The following is a 16,057-nucleotide window of genomic DNA, read 5'->3' as shown; positions in this document are numbered from 1 at the left end:
TGATGTGTCCCGTAGCTCCACCTTGGCACGGGGGCGTGCTTGGCAGTCTTCGACGCCCGCAGAGGGCAGAATAGAAGAGCTTCGAGAGGACGGTCCGGTGTCGGTGGTGACTAATATGTTCGAATCTGTGAGCGCCGGGAACCATGACAACGTCGAACTTCGTAAGGCCCGAGGTGCCTTCTTCACGCCAAAGCCGATCGCTGATCATCTGGTCAAGTGGGCAGTGCGGGAAGACCCGACGTCCACCGTTCTCGATCCGACTTGTGGAGAGGCGGTGTTCCTCCTGTCCGCGGGGGAACAACTTCGTGCGCTCGGGTGTCGCGTCGACGAACTTGATTCCCAGCTGTTCGGCGTTGACCTGCACGGCGCATCCTTGAGCTCTGCGCACAAGTTGCTGGAAGGCAAGGGGCTCGACGCGCGCTTGATCGAGTCGGATTTCTTTGCTGTCGAGACACCGGAGGCCCCGCACGCGCGCCTTCCGTTTGTCGACGCGGTCGTCGGAAATCCGCCGTTTGTTCGTTACCAGGAACACGTCGGAGACTCGAGAAGGCGGTCCGCCCAGGCTGCCCTGCGTCAGGGCGTGCGACTCAACGGCATGGCATCGTCCTGGGCCGCTGCGCTGGTCCATTCTGCTGGATTCCTCAAGCCTGAGGGTCGCCTAGCTATGGTGCTGCCGGCCGAGTTGCTGACAGTGGACTACGCGGAACCTGTGAGGCGCTGGCTGCGCAGCAGATTCGAGCGGGTGAGTCTGGTCATGTTCGAGCAACTTCAGTTCGAGGATGCGCTCGCGGATGTTGTCCTCCTCTTGGCAGAAGGGCAAGGAGGTTGCGATTCGTTCTCTCTTTATCACGTCGACTCGGCTGAGCAACTAGGCGAATTGGGCGCCTATATGCATCTCAACGTGACTCCTCCGACCGAGGGGAAATGGACCGATCTGCTCGTGCCCCGTCATGCGCGTGCGATCTATCGGTCAACCGTGAGCGAGCATTTTGTTTCACTTTCAAATTACGGCACGACCGAGTTAGGCATCGTCACAGGCGCTAACAAATTTTTCGCTCTCAACGAGGAGACGCGACTCCAGTTCGGGCTATCCGAGGCGCAGTTGGTGCGGATCAGCCCGCCAGGTACGCGGCATCTGCGTGGGGCAGCCTTCACCGCCCAGCACTGGAACGAGCTCCGCGAAGCCAATGAAAGGGTTTGGCTGTTCCGACCCGAAATTGGTGACGGTTCTGATAGCCGCACCGCCTATGTTGCCTACGGGGAAAATTTAGGTGTGGACCAGGCTTACAAATGTCAAATCCGGTCCCCATGGTGGCGCCCGCCTCTGTCGTCCCCGCCCGATCTGTTTTTCACCTACATGTCGCACAACTTCCCTCGGTTGATCGCGAACAGAGCAAAAGCATCGTTCCTCAACTCGATGCACGGGGTTCGGCTGCGCGAAGGTTTGGCTCCTGGTATCAGTGAAGCGCTGCCGTTTGTCGCATTGAACTCAGCAACAATGCTGGGTGCCGAGGTCGTCGGGCGGTCTTACGGCGGAGGAATACTGAAGCTTGAGCCGCGCGAGGCATCTAGCCTCCCCATCCCGAATGAGGAGATTGTCTTGAAAGCATGGGGATCGCTGAGTCGGAAGAAGGCCGAGTTGGATCGGCAACTCCGCGAAGGCCGATGGGGCGAGGTCGTCAAGCGGGTCGACGCGGCAGTCTTTGGCGCCGCCGAAATGGACGATCCAAGCATCGCAACCATGCTTGATGCGGCTCGGCTTCTACGGGAACGTAGGCTGCGCAGGGCAGAATAGCGGCGTGAGCTCTGCTGATGATCCTGACCGCCAGGCGGCACTCGAGGAAGCTGTTGGCCATCCCGGCGACCGATATCGAGATCTGTTGGGGCGGATAAACGACGACCAGATTCGTAGCTTCTCGACGGTGGAACGAGACTTTCTAGATCTTATGTGGTGCCTTGACAGGTATCGGGTAGCCGGCATTCTTCCGCGCTTCATGGGACGCGAGAAGGGGGCGAACGGAAGACGCCTCACGCCGGAACAGCAGCTCGAGGGTGTATATCGCAGTGAGGGAAACTGGTTTGCAACTGTACTGACGGAGATCCTCGGGCAGATGACCACGAGCCCATTGGCTTCACGCAAAGATGTGTGGGGCTTCTCGCAGCCGCATCAGATCGACATCGCTTGGCCCGCGCGCGATGAGGAACCTCTCCCGGACGCTTTGATCTGCTGCGAGACGAAACTAAGCGGCTCGCCGGCGTACGGTTCGTACAACGCGAGAGGCGCGTTCGCCGACTGGCCGAACCGGCGCAAGGAGCTGAAGTTTCAGGCGACCGATCTCAAGCTCTACCGCAACGCGCACGACACTCAGATCGACAACTGGGACGTGTGGCGGCAGTCTGCTCCCCCTCGCGTTTACTCATTATGGGGCGCGCGCCTGACGGCCAAAGACAAGATTGATAAGATGATCAAAGAGGCCGAGATTTTGACCGCAACGTACTCTGACGGTGTCGGCATCTACGCTTACCGAGAGTCGGAAAGCGGCGACCGCTACGATCCGGCGTTCGTTGCGAAGGGAGTGCCGGGGCGCGTCACAAGTCTCGACAGCGTCTTGAGCAAGATCGCGGCAGAGATCCGAGCGATTATCCGAGACAACGGGAACTCGGTGCCGGCGCCGATTTCGTCGCCGTCTCACGCGATCAACCCAGAATGATGATGCCATGCCTAGAGGAGTGTCATGTTGACGGAAGAACGTTTGTCCCTGCTCCTGGACGAGGTGGAAGTCCACCGCGTAGGAAATCGCACCGAGCAGGCTGCACTTCTCGCCTGGTTCCTAGAGTCGGTTTGGAGGCTGGATCCTGAGGACGTCATTTCGGCCATCTGTGATGGCCCGGGCGATAAGGGCATTGATGCGATTTATGTCGACGACGATGCGGCAGAGATAACTGTCTTCCAATCCAAATGGCGGAAGAGTCCACTCACGGCGTCCCAAGGAGACGCCGATCTGAAGCAGTTCGTGGGTGCTGGCGGCTATTTCGAGGGCGCGAGTCAGTTGGATGCCCTGCTGGCGTCGAAGCCGAATGACGAGCTTCGCAAACTCCTCGCTCGGCAGAACGTTCGTGAAATCCTCGAGGGCGAGACACACAGCGTCAAAATGGTCTTCTTGACGCTCGGTTCTCTGGACTCATCGGGAAGAGACTACGTCGCGTCCCGCGCAAGTTTGCAGCCTCCCTTGGCTGTGTACGACGTCGAGATGCTTGCGGATGTTGCGGTTCAGACGCAAAAGCCTGCCCTGCGGTCTGAGGAAGTGGTTTTGACTGCGCTTGAGCCTGCCATCGTGCGCGAGCTGACCGACTCCGAGCGAATGGCGGTTACGCTCGTGCAAGCCTCGGAGCTGGTTACGCTTCCGGGCATCGCCGACCAGACTCTTTTCAGCCAGAATGTCCGCTACTCCGTGGGCAAGACCTTGGTCAATCGGCAGCTCGCCGAAACTGTCGGCAACGCCGGGGAACACCGACTTTTCCCAGCATTCCATAACGGTCTGACCTTGCTTACTGAGGAGCTGACGGTCGAGGGTACGAGTATGAAACTGCGTGGAGTTGGCGTGGTGAATGGGTGTCAATCCCTCACGACCCTGCATGCGAACGCGGACAAGCTGACGGACGGATTGGCGTTGCTCGTCAAGGTAGTTCAGGTGCCGAGCACCTCGACCGTGTCGGATCGGATAACTCAGAGATCCAATAATCAGAACGCGGTGACACTTCGCGATCAGCGTTCAAACGATAAGACGACTCGAGCGCTTCAGCGCGACGTCTCAGAGAAGGTTGGGGACCAGCTATTCCTGGCCGTCAAGAATGGGGAGAAAGCTCCGACAGGTGTGACGGTGGTGGAGAACACCACGATCGCTCAACTGATCATGGCAACGTACCTGGAAGAGCCTTGGGCAGCTGTTCGTAAAATTCGTCTGTTTGATCAAGACTTTCGTCGGATCTTTACTCGATCTGTGGGCGCGTATGAGGTTCTGCTGATGCACCTGGTTGATTTGGCGGTGTCGGCTAGCCGGACAGATCTTCGAAGCGACCTCGCTTCCAGTTTCGCTGCTGTGAAGTTCACGGTGGCCTATCTCGTCGCATGCGTTCTGAAGGAGTCCGAGACAGGTTCGGGGCTCCTAGCAACCCCCCAGAAGTGGCTTTCCAACGCTGCTGTGCGGGCTGAGGTCTTGGTCGCGCTGGAAACGATCTCGCGTGAAGTGATCGCGAGCGTCAATGATTTTGTTGAGATGCAGCTCGCGGAGAACGATGACTTCGACCCGAAGGTTGCTTTCAAGAATCAAAGCGGGGTGACGCAAGTTCGATTGAGCGTGCTCAACTTCGCCAAGAGCCTGAACCGCCGAGGACAGGGCTACTTCTTCGCGGTATCCCCTATTGCCGAGTAGGCGCTTCCGACTCGCCGTGGTACTGACGGATGCTCGTCGCGGGCGCGGAGCGCCCGGACCGGAGCCTGCGACGAGCCCCGGCCGTCAGACCGGCCTTGAACGAGTAAAGAAAGTTCTCACAGATCGGCACCGGGCGCGGGATGCGCTGTCTAGATGAGTGAGTTTCCGGTCGGCGAGCTACGAGGATTTAAGGGGGGGGCTTGTACCCGCGTATCGTCAGATCGCAAACGAGCTACGCAGGATCATCGTCGATCACCGCCTAGAGCCGGGAACCAGGCTTCCTTTAGAGACGGAGTTGGTCGTTAAGTTCGAGGTCGTCTGCTGCTCGCCCGATGTATGGCTGCTGCCTCGCGGATTGTCCCGACGTGCGCCCGTCTTGAACGATGCCAACTCACATCGAGTGCTTGCCGCTACTTCGCAAAATCGTTGCTGAACATATTCAGATGCGTTCGGTCCGATGCCACTAACGACGAGTTGTGGCAGGTCCGGAACGATCCCGAGATCCGGACGTTCTCTGTTTCATTTGTCACGTTGAAGTGACGCTGCGGCTCGAGCGGGACGCCAAAGCGGAACATCCCGCGAATCGTGCACACGGAGGAGTGCTCGCCGCCTGTCTCGAACCAGGAGTGCTTCTCGGGGCCATATTGATAGCAGGACGGCCGTTCGTCTTTGAAGTACTTCGTGGGGTACTTCGATCGCCGCCGCGGGCCACGAAGCTTGGTCACAGCTGTGAGGGCCGGGACTACTCGATCTTGGAAGTCCTTTGCCATCGTTTCGGACTGGCACAAGTGCATGAATCGCCTGAAGACCTCAGAGTCGAAGTTCTTCGCCGGCAGAATCGCGGCTTCCATTCGAGTTTTGTCGCTCATCGTGCGCATCAGAACCGCAAGGTTCGTGAGGAGACGCCCGAAGTGGCGAATCAGGAAGCTCTCGCGATCCTCGATGTAGGTCGCGTCGATCTGGCCCGCAAAAACTCCATCGCGAATCCCGGTAACGTTCTGGGTTGTGGTGCTGTCGAACAGGATCACCAAGCCATCGAAGGCTGGTTCCCCTGGCCGATTCTCCGTCACGCCTATGACGCTACTCAGGAAATCGACAAACGGGGTGCGCTGCTTTGCGGGGTTGAAGGCAACCATCGTCAACTCATTGGAGCCTGGGAGCCTGGCTCTCCCGAGAACCGCTGCGCTAATGTCCGTACGAGGCTTCTCGAGGGTCTTGACGAGAGCCTCGTTCGTCGCGAGGAGGACCGCGAGAACGTGCACTCGTCGTGATTACCGCGTCGCGGTAAGTAGACGGGCGACGAAGCTGGCCGGAAACGCCACGGCTTGCTGCTCTTCTGCGGTCATGCTTTCGATCACTCTCGCGAACGCGCGAGCATCGTCAGGAGTGATGCCGCTGGGCGGTGCGGCGGGGAGTGCGGGGAACTCGTACTCCTCGTCGAGGGGAATTAGACCAACGCGAGCAGAGTGTGCTGGGTCCTGCACGAGACGCACACCGGCTACAGCCGCGTTCTCCTGCAAGAAGCCCTTCAAGTTCTTGCCCCCGAGGGCTTCCCTGTAGTCCTCACCCGGCCACAAGCTGTCGATCCTCTTGGGGAGCTTGGAGAGCAGGACCGGGAACTTGTTCGTTGGCCAGTCCTCCTCGACAATCCGGCGGATCGCGTCGAGCAGCCCGGGTGACTCCATGTTTGCGCCCTCTCTCTGTGGGTACGTGACAGCCTAGTTGCGCCAGGTGAGTCGCGACTTGAGGCGGGGGCTCCACACGCTGGTGATCGTGGTAGCATCCAAGGGAACTTCATACCGGGCCGTTCTACAAAGTAGAGAAGCTGTCTACCTTCGGTAGACGCAACTGTTGGCCGATACCGCGGAAAATATCCCCCTTGCGCAAGCGAGCGGAGTGATCACTTCTGGGAGTCGAGGCAGCGGGTGGGATCACTTGAAAGTTCGGGTAAACAGCGGGGTCGCAATCTGCGCATCCCGCTTTTATTTTGCCCTCCGCAACCACGCCCGATCGGCGACTCAAAACCGCCGGAGGCAACGGCGAAGTTTGTCGGGCTACCGCCCGCCGTCGCGTGCGCATGGAGATTGAGGGCGTTGCCTTGTTCACCCGACCAGCCCCGGACCGGCCCAGGCAACTCGCAAGCTGGTGCCGATCAGTTCTCAGAAGCGGCTGGCTCGCTTGTTGAAGGCGTCGATCGGAGTCGCGGCGAGCCCGCGGAGGTTACACAAGAAACCGTCCTTCACCAGGGCAAAGCAAAACCCCCGCCATGTAGAAGCTAGGCGAGGGTTTCTGGGATGACTGTAATGATCATCCGTGTGGCTCCGACGGGCGTCGATCCCGTGACCTCACGATTTTCAGTCGTGCGCTCTACCAACTGAGCTACAGAGCCGAGCGACATGTCTGCCGCTTCCTAGACGAAAGGCCTCCTCGAAAGAAGGCCCGTCGCTATGGAGCGACCCTGACGGGACTTGAACCCGCGACCTCCGCCGTGACAGGGCGGCACGCTAACCAACTGCGCTACAGGGCCATGCATTTTCAATTGTACTTCACCGGAGAGTGACCCCAACGGGATTCGAACCCGTGCTACCGCCGTGAAAGGGCGGCGTCCTAGGCCGCTAAACGATGGGGCCGGATGAGCCTGAAACCTTGCGATTTCATCCTCGCTTGCCGACGACCGAGCCTACTTCACAAACTTCGAGATTGCCAATCGAGGGCGTGGCGTCCTCCCTCCGCGCGTGTCGGGGGCGCAGGATGGGCCGCGACAGCGGGAACTCGCCCTGTTGTACGTGTGACTCGTGTTGCTACTGTTAGCCGAGTTGCGACCCGGTGAGATGAGGTAGCCCGTGACGCTCGTACCCCCTGATCAGACCGACGACTGCGGCTGCGCCCCCACGGCCAGTGAGCAGCGGCGTTTGTGGCCCACCTTCGACAGGCGCAGTGCTCTGAAGTACGGCGCTCTCGGTGCGGTCGCCCTCGGCGCTTTCGGCGCAGCGACGTCCGGCTTCAACTCGCCCGCCGTCGCCGCCGACTACCCCTCGTGGGACGACGTGCAGGCCGCCAAGGCCAACGAGGCCGCGAAGGCCGGCGAGATCTCGCGTATCCAGGGGCTGATTCAGGGACTGCAGTCCGAGGTCGCCCGCACGCAGGCCGAGGTGCAGGCGCGCTCCGACGAGTACTACGCCGCGCAGCAGGCCTACCAGGATGCGGACTACCGCGCCCAGCTCATCCAGCAGCAGGCAGATGCCGAAGCCGCGAAGGCCACCGATGCCGCCAGCAAGGCCGGCAAGGTCGCCGCCCAGCTGTACCGCTCCGGCGGCGACGACACCTCTCTCGACCTGTTCTTCTCGGGCTCCGCCGCTTCGGCCGACGACCTGCTGGCCAAGCTCGGCACGATGGACAAGCTCCTCGAGCGCAACAAGTCGGTGTACGCCTCGGCTGTGGCGGCCCGCGACAACGCGAAGAACCTCAGCAACCAGGCGAACGACGCCCGCGCCGAGCGCGACCGTCTGAAGACGATCGCCGAAGAAAAGATGGCCGCGGCTCAGCAGGCGGCTCAGGCCGCGCAGGAAGCCCTCGCCGCCCAGCAGGCCAACCAGGCCGTGCTCGAGGCGCAGCTCGCCGCGCTCCAGGACACCACCGCCAAGACCGTCGCCGAGTACCAGGCGGGCGTTGAGGCTGAGCGCAAGGCGCGCGAAGAGCGCGAGCGCAAGGCGCGGGAAGAGGCGGCGGCCCGTGACGCGGCTGAGCGCGCGCGCCGCGAGCAGGAAGCCCGCAACAACCAGAGCAACAACAGCGGCGGCGGCGGCGGTGGCGGCGGCGGTGGCGGTGGCGGCGGCGGCGGAGGCGGCGGAAGCGTCGGCGGCTCCGGCTGGGCTCGCCCCTCGTCGGCCTACACGTCGTCGGGCTACGGCCCCCGTTCCGGTCAGTGCAACTCGAGCTACTGCGCGAGCACCTGGCACCTCGGCCTCGACTTCGGCGCCAGCTGCTGGTCGCCCATCTACGCGGCAGCCTCCGGCCGCGTCACCTACGCCGGCCGCAACGGCGGCTTCGGAAACTACATCCGTATCGCTCACGACGACGGCTCGGGCACCGGTTACGGCCACATCGTCGACGGCGGCATCTACGTCTCATATGGTCAGCGCGTCGAAGCGGGCCAGCAGATCGCCGCCACCGGTCAGACCGGCAACTCCTTCGGCTGCCACCTGCACTTCGAGGTCTACCCGCCGTCCGGTGGGACCACCGACCCCGCGCCCTGGCTGCGCGCCCGCGGCGTCTCGGTCTGACACCCCTCGGTTCATACGAGAAGCCCCCGGTCAGCGGACCGGGGGCTTCTCGCGTTCTGTGGATCAGAGCGTGTTGGGAGCCTCGCCCGAACCCTGCGTCTTGGTCTGCGCGTCGTGCTCGTCGAAGCGGGTGAACGCCTCGCCGACCAGGCGCTCGGCCTCGGCGGCACCGGCCCACTCGTCGACCTTGACCCACTTGTTGGGCTCGAGGTCCTTGTAGTGCTCGAAGAAGTGCGTGATCTCCTTCTTGGTCCACTCGTCGATGTCGTCGACGTCCTGGATGTGGTCCCAGCGCGGGTCCTTCGCAAGCACGGCCACGACCTTGTCGTCGCCGCCGGCCTCGTCGCTCATCTTGAGCACGCCGACGGGGCGTACCTTCGCGAGGATGCCGGGGTGCAGCTCGCGGTCGAGCAGCACGAGCACGTCGAGCGGGTCGCCGTCCTCGCCGAGGGTGTTCTCGAAGAAGCCGTAGTTCGCGGGGTAGCCGAACACCGTGTAGAGGATGCGGTCGAGGTAGACGCGGCCGGTGCCGTGGTCGACCTCGTACTTCACGCGGCTGCCGCGGGGGATCTCGATGACGGCGTCGTACGCGCCCATACTCGTGCTCCTTAGATCTGTGGATTTCCGCGGCCCAGCCTAGTCGGAGGCCGCCGCGGACCGGAGTCGGACCCCCGCTAGCGTGGAGACATGGATCACCGCCCAGGGCTCGACCCGTCCGTCGCCGAGGTGCGCCGCGCCGTCCGTGCCGCTCTCGGTCGCGTCGACGGACCCGTCGTGGTGGCGCTGTCGGGCGGCCCGGATTCGCTGGCCCTCGCGGCGGCCACCTCGTTCGAGGCGGCCCGCGCCGGCATCCTGGCCGAGGCCGTCGTCGTCGACCACGGACTGCAAAAGGGGTCGGATGCCGTGGCGGCGGCCGCCGCCGAGAAGGCGCGTGCTCTCGGTCTCGGCGCCCGCGTCGTCCGCGTCGAGGTCGGGTCGACCGGCGGGCCCGAGGCAGCGGCGCGGACGGCGCGCTATGCGGGTCTCGCTGCGGCGGCCGCCGAGATCGGGGCCGATGTCGTCCTGCTCGGGCACACGCTCGACGACCAGGCCGAGACCGTCCTGCTCGGTCTCGCGCGCGGCTCCGGGGGGCTGAGCCTCGCCGGAATGCCCACGCAGAGGCGGGATGCCACGGGCCCGGTCTGGGTGCGCCCCCTGCTCTCGGTGCGCCGGCGCACGACCGTCGCCGCCTGCGCAGCCGAGGGGCTGGAGCCGTGGACCGATCCGCACAATGCGAACCCGGCGTACTCACGGGTGCGCGTGCGCGACCGGGTGATGCCGGTGCTCGAGTCCGAGCTCGGCCCCGGGGTGGCCGAGGCCCTCGCCCGCACCGCCGAGCAGCTGCGCGAGGACGCCGATGCGTTCCAGGACATGATCGACGAGACCATCGAGGACATCGTCGAGCACGCCGAGGCGGGCATCTCGATCTCGGTCACCGCGCTCGCTGCGAACCCGGCAGCCCTGCGTAACAGGATCGTCCGCTACGTGGTCGACAGCGAGTTCGGCGTCTCCTTGTCCCGCGCGCAGACGCTCGAGGTCGCCCGCCTCGCCACCGACTGGACGGGGCAGGGGCCCATCGATCTTCCCGGGTGCCTCGCCCGCCGCGTCGGTGCGCGCATCGAGGTCGTCGCGCGGACGGCATCCTGATTCCGCCGACGTAGACTTTCCCAATGCGCGCCGCCGACATCTCCGACGACATCAGCGAAGTCCTCCTCACCGAGGAGCAGATCCACGAGAAGCTCGGGGAACTCGCGAAACAGGTGGCCACCGACTACGAGGGGCGCGACGTCGTCCTCGTGGGTGTGCTCAAGGGCGCGGTCATGGTCATGGCCGACTTCGCGCGTCACCTTCCCATCCACGTGTCGATGGACTGGATGGCGGTGTCCTCGTACGGCGCGAGTACGCGCTCGAGCGGTGTGGTGCAGATCCGCAAGGACCTCGACACCGACATCACGGGTAAGCACGTGCTGATCGTCGAGGACATCATCGACTCGGGCCTCACCCTCAGCTGGCTGCTCGAGAACTTCGCCTCGCGCGGTGCCGAGTCCGTCGAGGTGCTCGCGCTGCTGCGCAAGCCCGACGCCATGAAGGTCGAGGTCGACTGCCGTTACGTCGGTTTCGACATCCCCAACGACTTCGTCATCGGGTACGGCCTCGACTACGCCGAGCGCTACCGCAACCTCCGCGACGTCGCGGTGCTCGCCCCCCACGTCTACTCCTGAGAGCACCTCGACCGCACGACGCCGGGCGGGTGGCATCCCGGGCCTTGTACGCCCATGACGAACGCACAGGCCCGGCATAGTCCGTGGGCGTTAGCCTGTTGCGACCGCATTTCTGCGGAGGATCACGAAAGGGCTGGGCTCGCCCACCATGAATTTCAAGAAGATCACGCGAAATCCGATCATCTACGTTCTGCTGGTCGGTCTGCTTCTGGTCATCGGTTTCTCCCTCATCTCCAACCTGAGTGGTGCCCGTCAGGTCTCCACCAAGGAGGGCCTCGACCTGCTCAAGGGCGGCACCGTGAGCCAGGTCGTGACGAACGATCCCGATCAGCGCGTCGACCTGAAGCTGTCGCAGCCCTTCGAGGGCGCCAACGACGTGCAGTTCTACTTCAGCCAGGCCCGTGCGAACGAGGTCGCGAGCGCGATCGACGCGGCGAACCCCTCCGACGGCTTCAACGACGTCGTGCCCAAGCCCAGCTGGTTCGACAGCATCCTCGGCCTGATGCTGCCGCTCGTCCTCCTCGGTCTGCTCTTCTGGTGGCTGCTCTCCAGCGCCCAGGGCGGCGGTAGCAAGGTCATGCAGTTCGGCAAGTCGCGGGCCAAGCTCGTGACGAAAGAAACCCCCACCGTCACGTTCCAGGACGTCGCGGGCTCCGACGAGGCCATCGAAGAGCTCGACGAGATCAAGGAATTCCTCAAGGACCCGAAGAAGTTCGAGGAGGTCGGCGCTCGCATTCCGAAGGGTGTCCTGCTCTACGGCCCTCCCGGAACCGGCAAGACCCTGCTCGCCCGCGCCGTCGCCGGCGAGGCCGGCGTGCCGTTCTACTCGATCTCGGGCTCGGACTTCGTCGAGATGTTCGTCGGCGTCGGTGCGAGTCGCGTCCGCGATCTGTTCAACCAGGCCAAGGAGAGCTCTCCGGCCATCATCTTCATCGACGAGATCGACGCCGTCGGCCGCCATCGCGGCGCCGGCATGGGCGGCGGTCACGACGAGCGCGAGCAGACGCTGAACCAGATGCTCGTCGAGATGGACGGATTCGACCCCAAGGTCAACGTCATCGTCATCGCGGCGACCAACCGCCCCGACATCCTCGACCCCGCCCTGCTGCGCCCCGGTCGCTTCGACCGTCAGATCGGTGTCGATGCTCCCGACCTGAAGGGTCGCCAGCGCATCCTCGAGGTGCACGGTCGCGGCAAGCCGCTCTCGGACTCGGTCGACCTCGAGGTCGTGGCCCGCAAGACGCCCGGCTTCACCGGTGCCGACCTGGCCAACGTGCTCAACGAGGCGGCCCTGCTGACCGCCCGCTCCAACGCGCAGCTGATCGACAACCGCGCCCTCGACGAGGCCATCGACCGCGTGATCGCAGGTCCCCAGCGTCGCACCCGTGTGATGAAGGACAAAGAGAAGCTCATCACGGCGTACCACGAGGGAGGTCACGCCCTGGCCGCCGCCGCGATGAACCACACCGACCCCGTCACCAAGGTCACGATCCTCCCGCGCGGCAAGGCGCTCGGATACACGATGGTGCTTCCCCTCGACGACAAGTACTCCGTCACCCGCAACGAGCTGCAGGACCAGCTGACGTACGCGATGGGCGGCCGTGTGGCCGAGGAGATCGTCTTCCACGACCCCACCACGGGTGCGTCGAACGACATCGAGAAGGCGACGAGCATCGCTCGCAAGATGGTCACCGAGTACGGCATGACCAACGAGGTCGGCCCGGTCAAGCTCGGCGGCTCGTCGGGCGAGGTCTTCATGGGTCGCGACATGGGCCACGGCCGCGACTTCTCGGAGCGCATCGCCGAGCGCGTCGACGCGCAGGTGCGGGCGCTGATCGAGCAGGCGCACAACGAGGCCTACCAGGTCATCAACGACAACCGCGAGGTGCTCGATCGTCTCGCGCTGGCGCTGCTCGAGAAGGAGACCCTCGACCACAACGAGCTGGCCGAGATCTTCACCGACGTCAAGCGCCTGACGCCGCGCCCGCAGTGGCTGTCGTCGGGGGATCGTCCGGTGTCGGACCAGCCGCCGATCGAGGTGCCCCGTCGTCAGCAGCCCGCCGGCATCGCGGCATCCACCGAGGCGGAAGCGCAGGCCGCGGCGAAGGCGCAGGCCCGTCCGAGCGGACAGACGCGCCCGGCCACCGCCTGAGGCGCCGTGGCCGTCGATCGTGAACGCGTCGCCGTCCTGGTGCGAGAGCTCCTGGAGGCGATCGGGGAGGACCCCGATCGCCCCGGGCTCCGCCAGACCCCGACGCGCGTCGCCGACTCCTGGGCCGAGTTCTTCGGGGGAGTGAATCAGGATGCCGGCGCCCCGCTGCAGCACACCATCTCGGTGTCGCGCGGGCCGGCGCCCGACACCCTCCCCTCGGGAGCCGTGATGCTGCGCGACATCGCCTTCCGGTCGATGTGCGAGCATCACCTGCTGCCGTTCCGGGGCCGCGCGCACGTCGCCTACCTTCCGGGTGAAGAGGTGGTGGGCCTCGGGGCGCTGCCGCGGGTGATCGACATCCTCGCCGCCCGCCCGCAGGTGCAGGAGCGTCTGGGCGAGCAGGTCGCCGACACGATCGCCTCGGCTCTCGACGCGCGCGGTGTGCTCGTCGTCCTGGACGCGGTGCACGAGTGCGTCACGATGCGCGGTGGGCGCCAGCTGGACGCCTCTACGGTGACGATCGCCGCGCGCGGAGCGTACGGCGACCCCGCCGCCCGGGCCGAGCTCGTCGCGCTGATCGGGGCGCGCGCGTGACCCTCATCATGGGGATCGTCAACGTCACCCCCGACTCCTTCAGCGACGGGGGACGCTTCCTCGACCCCGATGCGGCCCTCGCTCACGCGCGGCTCCTCCGTGAGCAGGGCGCCGAGATCCTCGACGTCGGCGGGGAGTCGACCAGACCCGGCGCGAAGCGGGTGGCGCCGCGCGTCGAGCAGCAGCGCGTGCTGCCGGTCGTCGAGGCACTGGCATCCGAGGGCTCGTTCGTGAGCATCGACACGATGAACGCCGCCACGGCGGTCGCCGCCGTGAGGGCTGGAGCTCGCCTCGTCAACGACGTCTCGGGTGGACTCGCCGACCCCGACATGATCGCCGCGGTCGCCGAGACGGAGGCCGAGATCGCCCTCGGCCACTGGCGCGGACCGTCGGCCGAGATGTACGCGCGGGCCGACTACGCGGACGTCGCTCGAGAGGTCTCGGCGGAACTCGCCGAGCGGATCGAGGCTGCTGTGTCCGCGGGCATCGACCGGTCGCGACTGGTCGTCGATCCCGGTATCGGTTTCGGCAAGCGGGGGGCGCAGAACTGGCAGACGCTGCGCGCGCTGCCCGAGATCGCCGAGCTCGGGATCCGCGTCCTGGTGGGAACGAGCCGCAAGAGGTTCCTCGCGGAGGTGATCGGCGACGACGCCGACCTCGCCCGTCGCGATCTCGCCACCGCTGTCACGAGTGCGCTGTCCGCTCGCTCCGGTGCGTGGGCCGTCCGCGTGCACGATGTGCCGACCACCCGCGACGCGCTCGCCGTCGCCCACGCTTGGGAGGCCTGATGGATGCCGATCGGATCACACTGACGGGGGTGCGCGCCGTGGGGCACCACGGGGTCTACCCCGACGAGAAGCGCGACGGGCAGGAGTTCGTGGTCGACGCGACGCTCTCCCTGTCGCTGCGACGGGCGGCGGAGACCGACGACGTCGCCGACACGGTGCACTACGGCGAGCTCGCCGAGCGGCTCGTCGAGATCGTCGAGGGCGATCCGGTCGACCTGCTCGAGACGCTGGCCCAGCGTTTGGCGGACGCGGTTCTCGCCGACGAGCGGGTGGATGCCGTCACGATCACCGTCCACAAGCCGCAGGCGCCCATCACCGTCGCCTTCGGTGATGTGGCCGTGACCATCTCGAGGTCCCGATCGTGAACGTGCGGTTGGCGCACGGGATCGACGGGGCTCCGCGTCCCACGCCCGTGCACGCGGTCGTCGCGCTCGGAGCCAATCTCGGGCAGCGACAGGAGACCCTCGCGGCGGCTGTCGACGAACTGCGGCGGTTGACCCTCACCACGCACGTGCGCGTCTCTGCTTCGATCGAGACGGTGGCCGTGACGCTCCGGGGCGAGGACGAGCACGCGCCTCGGTATCTGAACGCGGTGGCCGTCCTCGAGACGCGTCTGTCGCCGGGCGAGCTGCTCGCGTCGCTGCACCGGATCGAGGCGCGGCACGGCCGCGTCCGGCGGGAGCGCTGGGGCGACCGGACCCTCGATCTCGACCTGATCGCCTACGGCGACGAACGCATCGATCGCGACGACCTCGTCGTCCCGCACCCTCGCGCGCACGAGCGGGAGTTCGTGCTCGCGCCGTGGCTCGACGTGGATCCGGATGCCGAGCTCCCCGGCCGCGGACGCGTCGCCGATCTGCTCGAGAAGCTGAGCGGAGGAGTCGCATGAAGCGCACGGGCGCCGGCATCCTCACGATCGCCGTCATCGTCGGGCTGGTCGTGGGGTTCTTGCTCGACACCTCGCTCACCGCCATGGGGCGCTCGACGTTCGCTCCCGCGGCGAGCTTGCCCACGATCCTCGCCCTGCTCGGCGCCGTGATCGTGGTCCTCGCCGTCCCGGTCTATCGGTCGACGCGCGGCCGGAGCCCCCGCCGGATCGATCCGTTCCGCGCCCTGCGGATCGCGATGCTGGCGAAAGCGTCGTCGATCCTCGGGGCAGCCGCGGCGGGATTCGCGGGCGGTCTGCTCGCGTTCCTGGTGAGTCGGCCCGTGGTGCCCTCGGTAGGCTCGATGGGATCGATCATCGCGACACTCGTTTGCGCCGTCATCCTCGTCGTCGCGGGACTCGTGGCCGAGCAGCTCTGCACCATCCGGAAGGACGACGATGACGACGCCCCAGGGAACACCCCCGCAGGACCCGTGGAGATCTGACGTTCCGCAGACGCAGGCGGGGGTCTCGGAGGGGATCGCGGCCGAGCGATCTCGTGCTCATCGTGCGGATGGGGACCCCTCCGACGCCCGCCCGGCCGACGCTCGCCCCGCCGACGCTCGCCCCGCCGACGCTCGACGACCCGCCGAGGGCGATCCAGCGGCCGACGAGGCCGTC

General features: G+C 65.3%; 16 protein-coding genes and 3 tRNA genes. 13 read left to right on the top strand and 6 right to left on the bottom strand.

Annotated features, from left to right (window positions below):
- Positions 1 to 97: 97 nt before the first annotated feature.
- From AB6V29_RS08635 to AB6V29_RS08620, 4 genes are all read left to right on the top strand, one after another.
- Positions 98 to 1,795 carry an N-6 DNA methylase gene (locus tag AB6V29_RS08635; RefSeq protein ID WP_369358049.1) on the top strand — a complete coding sequence of 566 codons (1,698 nt, stop codon included), beginning with the start codon at positions 98 to 100 and terminating at the stop codon, positions 1,793 to 1,795.
- A gap of 4 nt (positions 1,796 to 1,799) precedes the next feature.
- The gene (locus AB6V29_RS08630; RefSeq protein WP_369358047.1) at positions 1,800 to 2,711 is read left to right on the top strand and encodes a hypothetical protein; all 912 of its coding nucleotides are present in this window, start codon (positions 1,800 to 1,802) and stop codon (positions 2,709 to 2,711) included.
- A gap of 24 nt (positions 2,712 to 2,735) precedes the next feature.
- Positions 2,736 to 4,433: an AIPR family protein gene (locus AB6V29_RS08625; RefSeq protein ID WP_369358046.1), complete on the top strand. Its 1,698-nt coding sequence runs from the start codon at positions 2,736 to 2,738 to the stop codon at positions 4,431 to 4,433.
- Positions 4,434 to 4,590: 157 nt separating this feature from the next.
- A complete protein-coding gene (locus tag AB6V29_RS08620; RefSeq protein WP_369358044.1) occupies positions 4,591 to 4,866 on the top strand; it encodes a GntR family transcriptional regulator in 276 nt (91 codons plus the stop codon).
- Here AB6V29_RS08620 and AB6V29_RS08615 read toward each other — a convergent pair.
- The 5 genes from AB6V29_RS08615 to AB6V29_RS08595 all read right to left on the bottom strand — a co-directional run bounded on the left by AB6V29_RS08615 (position 4,844) and on the right by AB6V29_RS08595 (position 7,063).
- Positions 4,844 to 5,569, bottom strand: a complete 726-nt coding sequence (locus tag AB6V29_RS08615; protein ID WP_369358043.1) for a hypothetical protein — start codon at positions 5,567 to 5,569, stop codon at positions 4,844 to 4,846. The two genes, AB6V29_RS08620 and AB6V29_RS08615, sit on opposite strands and share 23 nt — an antisense overlap.
- A 135-nt stretch (positions 5,570 to 5,704) precedes the next feature.
- Positions 5,705 to 6,118, bottom strand: a complete 414-nt coding sequence (locus AB6V29_RS08610) for a hypothetical protein (protein ID WP_369358042.1) — start codon at positions 6,116 to 6,118, stop codon at positions 5,705 to 5,707.
- Between the two features lie 631 nt (positions 6,119 to 6,749).
- Positions 6,750 to 6,822: transfer RNA gene (locus AB6V29_RS08605), tRNA-Phe, on the bottom strand.
- 64 nt (positions 6,823 to 6,886) lie between these two features.
- Positions 6,887 to 6,960, bottom strand: a tRNA-Asp gene (locus AB6V29_RS08600).
- Between the two features lie 30 nt (positions 6,961 to 6,990).
- Positions 6,991 to 7,063: transfer RNA gene (locus AB6V29_RS08595), tRNA-Glu, on the bottom strand.
- A gap of 213 nt (positions 7,064 to 7,276) precedes the next feature.
- Here AB6V29_RS08595 and AB6V29_RS08590 point away from each other — a divergent pair.
- Complete coding sequence (locus tag AB6V29_RS08590) at positions 7,277 to 8,716, top strand: M23 family metallopeptidase (RefSeq protein WP_369358040.1); 1,440 nt, start codon at positions 7,277 to 7,279, stop codon at positions 8,714 to 8,716.
- Between the two features lie 63 nt (positions 8,717 to 8,779).
- On the opposite strand, the gene AB6V29_RS08585 is transcribed toward AB6V29_RS08590, so the two are convergent.
- Complete coding sequence (locus tag AB6V29_RS08585; RefSeq protein WP_210072439.1) at positions 8,780 to 9,313, bottom strand: inorganic diphosphatase; 534 nt, start codon at positions 9,311 to 9,313, stop codon at positions 8,780 to 8,782.
- A 90-nt stretch (positions 9,314 to 9,403) separates the two neighbouring features.
- Between AB6V29_RS08585 and tilS the strand changes: the two genes are divergently transcribed.
- From tilS to AB6V29_RS08545, 8 genes are all read left to right on the top strand, one after another.
- Positions 9,404 to 10,402, top strand: a complete 999-nt coding sequence (gene tilS, locus AB6V29_RS08580) for a tRNA lysidine(34) synthetase TilS (RefSeq protein ID WP_369358037.1) — start codon at positions 9,404 to 9,406, stop codon at positions 10,400 to 10,402.
- A gap of 23 nt (positions 10,403 to 10,425) precedes the next feature.
- Positions 10,426 to 10,977 carry a hypoxanthine phosphoribosyltransferase gene (hpt, locus tag AB6V29_RS08575; RefSeq protein ID WP_267789290.1) on the top strand — a complete coding sequence of 184 codons (552 nt, stop codon included), beginning with the start codon at positions 10,426 to 10,428 and terminating at the stop codon, positions 10,975 to 10,977.
- 148 nt (positions 10,978 to 11,125) lie between these two features.
- The gene (ftsH, locus tag AB6V29_RS08570) at positions 11,126 to 13,129 is read left to right on the top strand and encodes an ATP-dependent zinc metalloprotease FtsH (protein ID WP_369358035.1); all 2,004 of its coding nucleotides are present in this window, start codon (positions 11,126 to 11,128) and stop codon (positions 13,127 to 13,129) included.
- 6 nt (positions 13,130 to 13,135) lie between these two features.
- A complete protein-coding gene (folE, locus tag AB6V29_RS08565; RefSeq protein ID WP_267789291.1) occupies positions 13,136 to 13,723 on the top strand; it encodes a GTP cyclohydrolase I in 588 nt (195 codons plus the stop codon).
- On the top strand, positions 13,720 to 14,511 hold the full coding sequence (folP, locus tag AB6V29_RS08560) for a dihydropteroate synthase (RefSeq protein WP_369358033.1): 792 nt from the start codon (positions 13,720 to 13,722) through the stop codon (positions 14,509 to 14,511). The genes folE and folP overlap by 4 nt, the downstream gene beginning before the upstream one ends.
- Positions 14,511 to 14,876 carry a dihydroneopterin aldolase gene (gene folB / locus AB6V29_RS08555; RefSeq protein ID WP_210072433.1) on the top strand — a complete coding sequence of 122 codons (366 nt, stop codon included), beginning with the start codon at positions 14,511 to 14,513 and terminating at the stop codon, positions 14,874 to 14,876. The genes folP and folB overlap by 1 nt, the downstream gene beginning before the upstream one ends.
- A complete protein-coding gene (folK, locus tag AB6V29_RS08550; RefSeq protein WP_369358030.1) occupies positions 14,873 to 15,400 on the top strand; it encodes a 2-amino-4-hydroxy-6-hydroxymethyldihydropteridine diphosphokinase in 528 nt (175 codons plus the stop codon). The genes folB and folK overlap by 4 nt, the downstream gene beginning before the upstream one ends.
- Complete coding sequence (locus AB6V29_RS08545; RefSeq protein WP_369358029.1) at positions 15,397 to 15,882, top strand: DUF3180 domain-containing protein; 486 nt, start codon at positions 15,397 to 15,399, stop codon at positions 15,880 to 15,882. The genes folK and AB6V29_RS08545 overlap by 4 nt, the downstream gene beginning before the upstream one ends.
- The last annotated feature ends 175 nt before the right edge of the window (positions 15,883 to 16,057 follow it).

The organism is Microbacterium sp. 20-116 (genome assembly GCF_041079415.1).
In the GTDB taxonomy this organism is placed as follows: Bacteria; Actinomycetota; Actinomycetes; order Actinomycetales; family Microbacteriaceae; genus Microbacterium.
The sequence above is the reverse complement of the archived record's forward strand: the minus strand, read 5'-3'. Positions and strand labels throughout refer to the sequence as shown.

Bases quoted from the DNA above. Each gene is read 5' to 3' on its own strand.
- AB6V29_RS08625 (WP_369358046.1), top strand. From the start codon at position 2,736: ATGTTGACGGAAGAACGTTTGTCCCTGCTCCTGGACGAGGTGGAAGTC.
- AB6V29_RS08615 (WP_369358043.1), bottom strand. From the start codon at position 5,569: ATGGTTGCCTTCAACCCCGCAAAGCAGCGCACCCCGTTTGTCGATTTC.
- AB6V29_RS08610 (WP_369358042.1), bottom strand. From the start codon at position 6,118: ATGGAGTCACCCGGGCTGCTCGACGCGATCCGCCGGATTGTCGAGGAG.
- AB6V29_RS08585 (WP_210072439.1), bottom strand. From the start codon at position 9,313: ATGGGCGCGTACGACGCCGTCATCGAGATCCCCCGCGGCAGCCGCGTG.
- tilS (WP_369358037.1), top strand. From the start codon at position 9,404: ATGGATCACCGCCCAGGGCTCGACCCGTCCGTCGCCGAGGTGCGCCGC.
- hpt (WP_267789290.1), top strand. From the start codon at position 10,426: ATGCGCGCCGCCGACATCTCCGACGACATCAGCGAAGTCCTCCTCACC.
- ftsH (WP_369358035.1), top strand. From the start codon at position 11,126: ATGAATTTCAAGAAGATCACGCGAAATCCGATCATCTACGTTCTGCTG.
- folB (WP_210072433.1), top strand. From the start codon at position 14,511: ATGGATGCCGATCGGATCACACTGACGGGGGTGCGCGCCGTGGGGCAC.
- AB6V29_RS08545 (WP_369358029.1), top strand. From the start codon at position 15,397: ATGAAGCGCACGGGCGCCGGCATCCTCACGATCGCCGTCATCGTCGGG.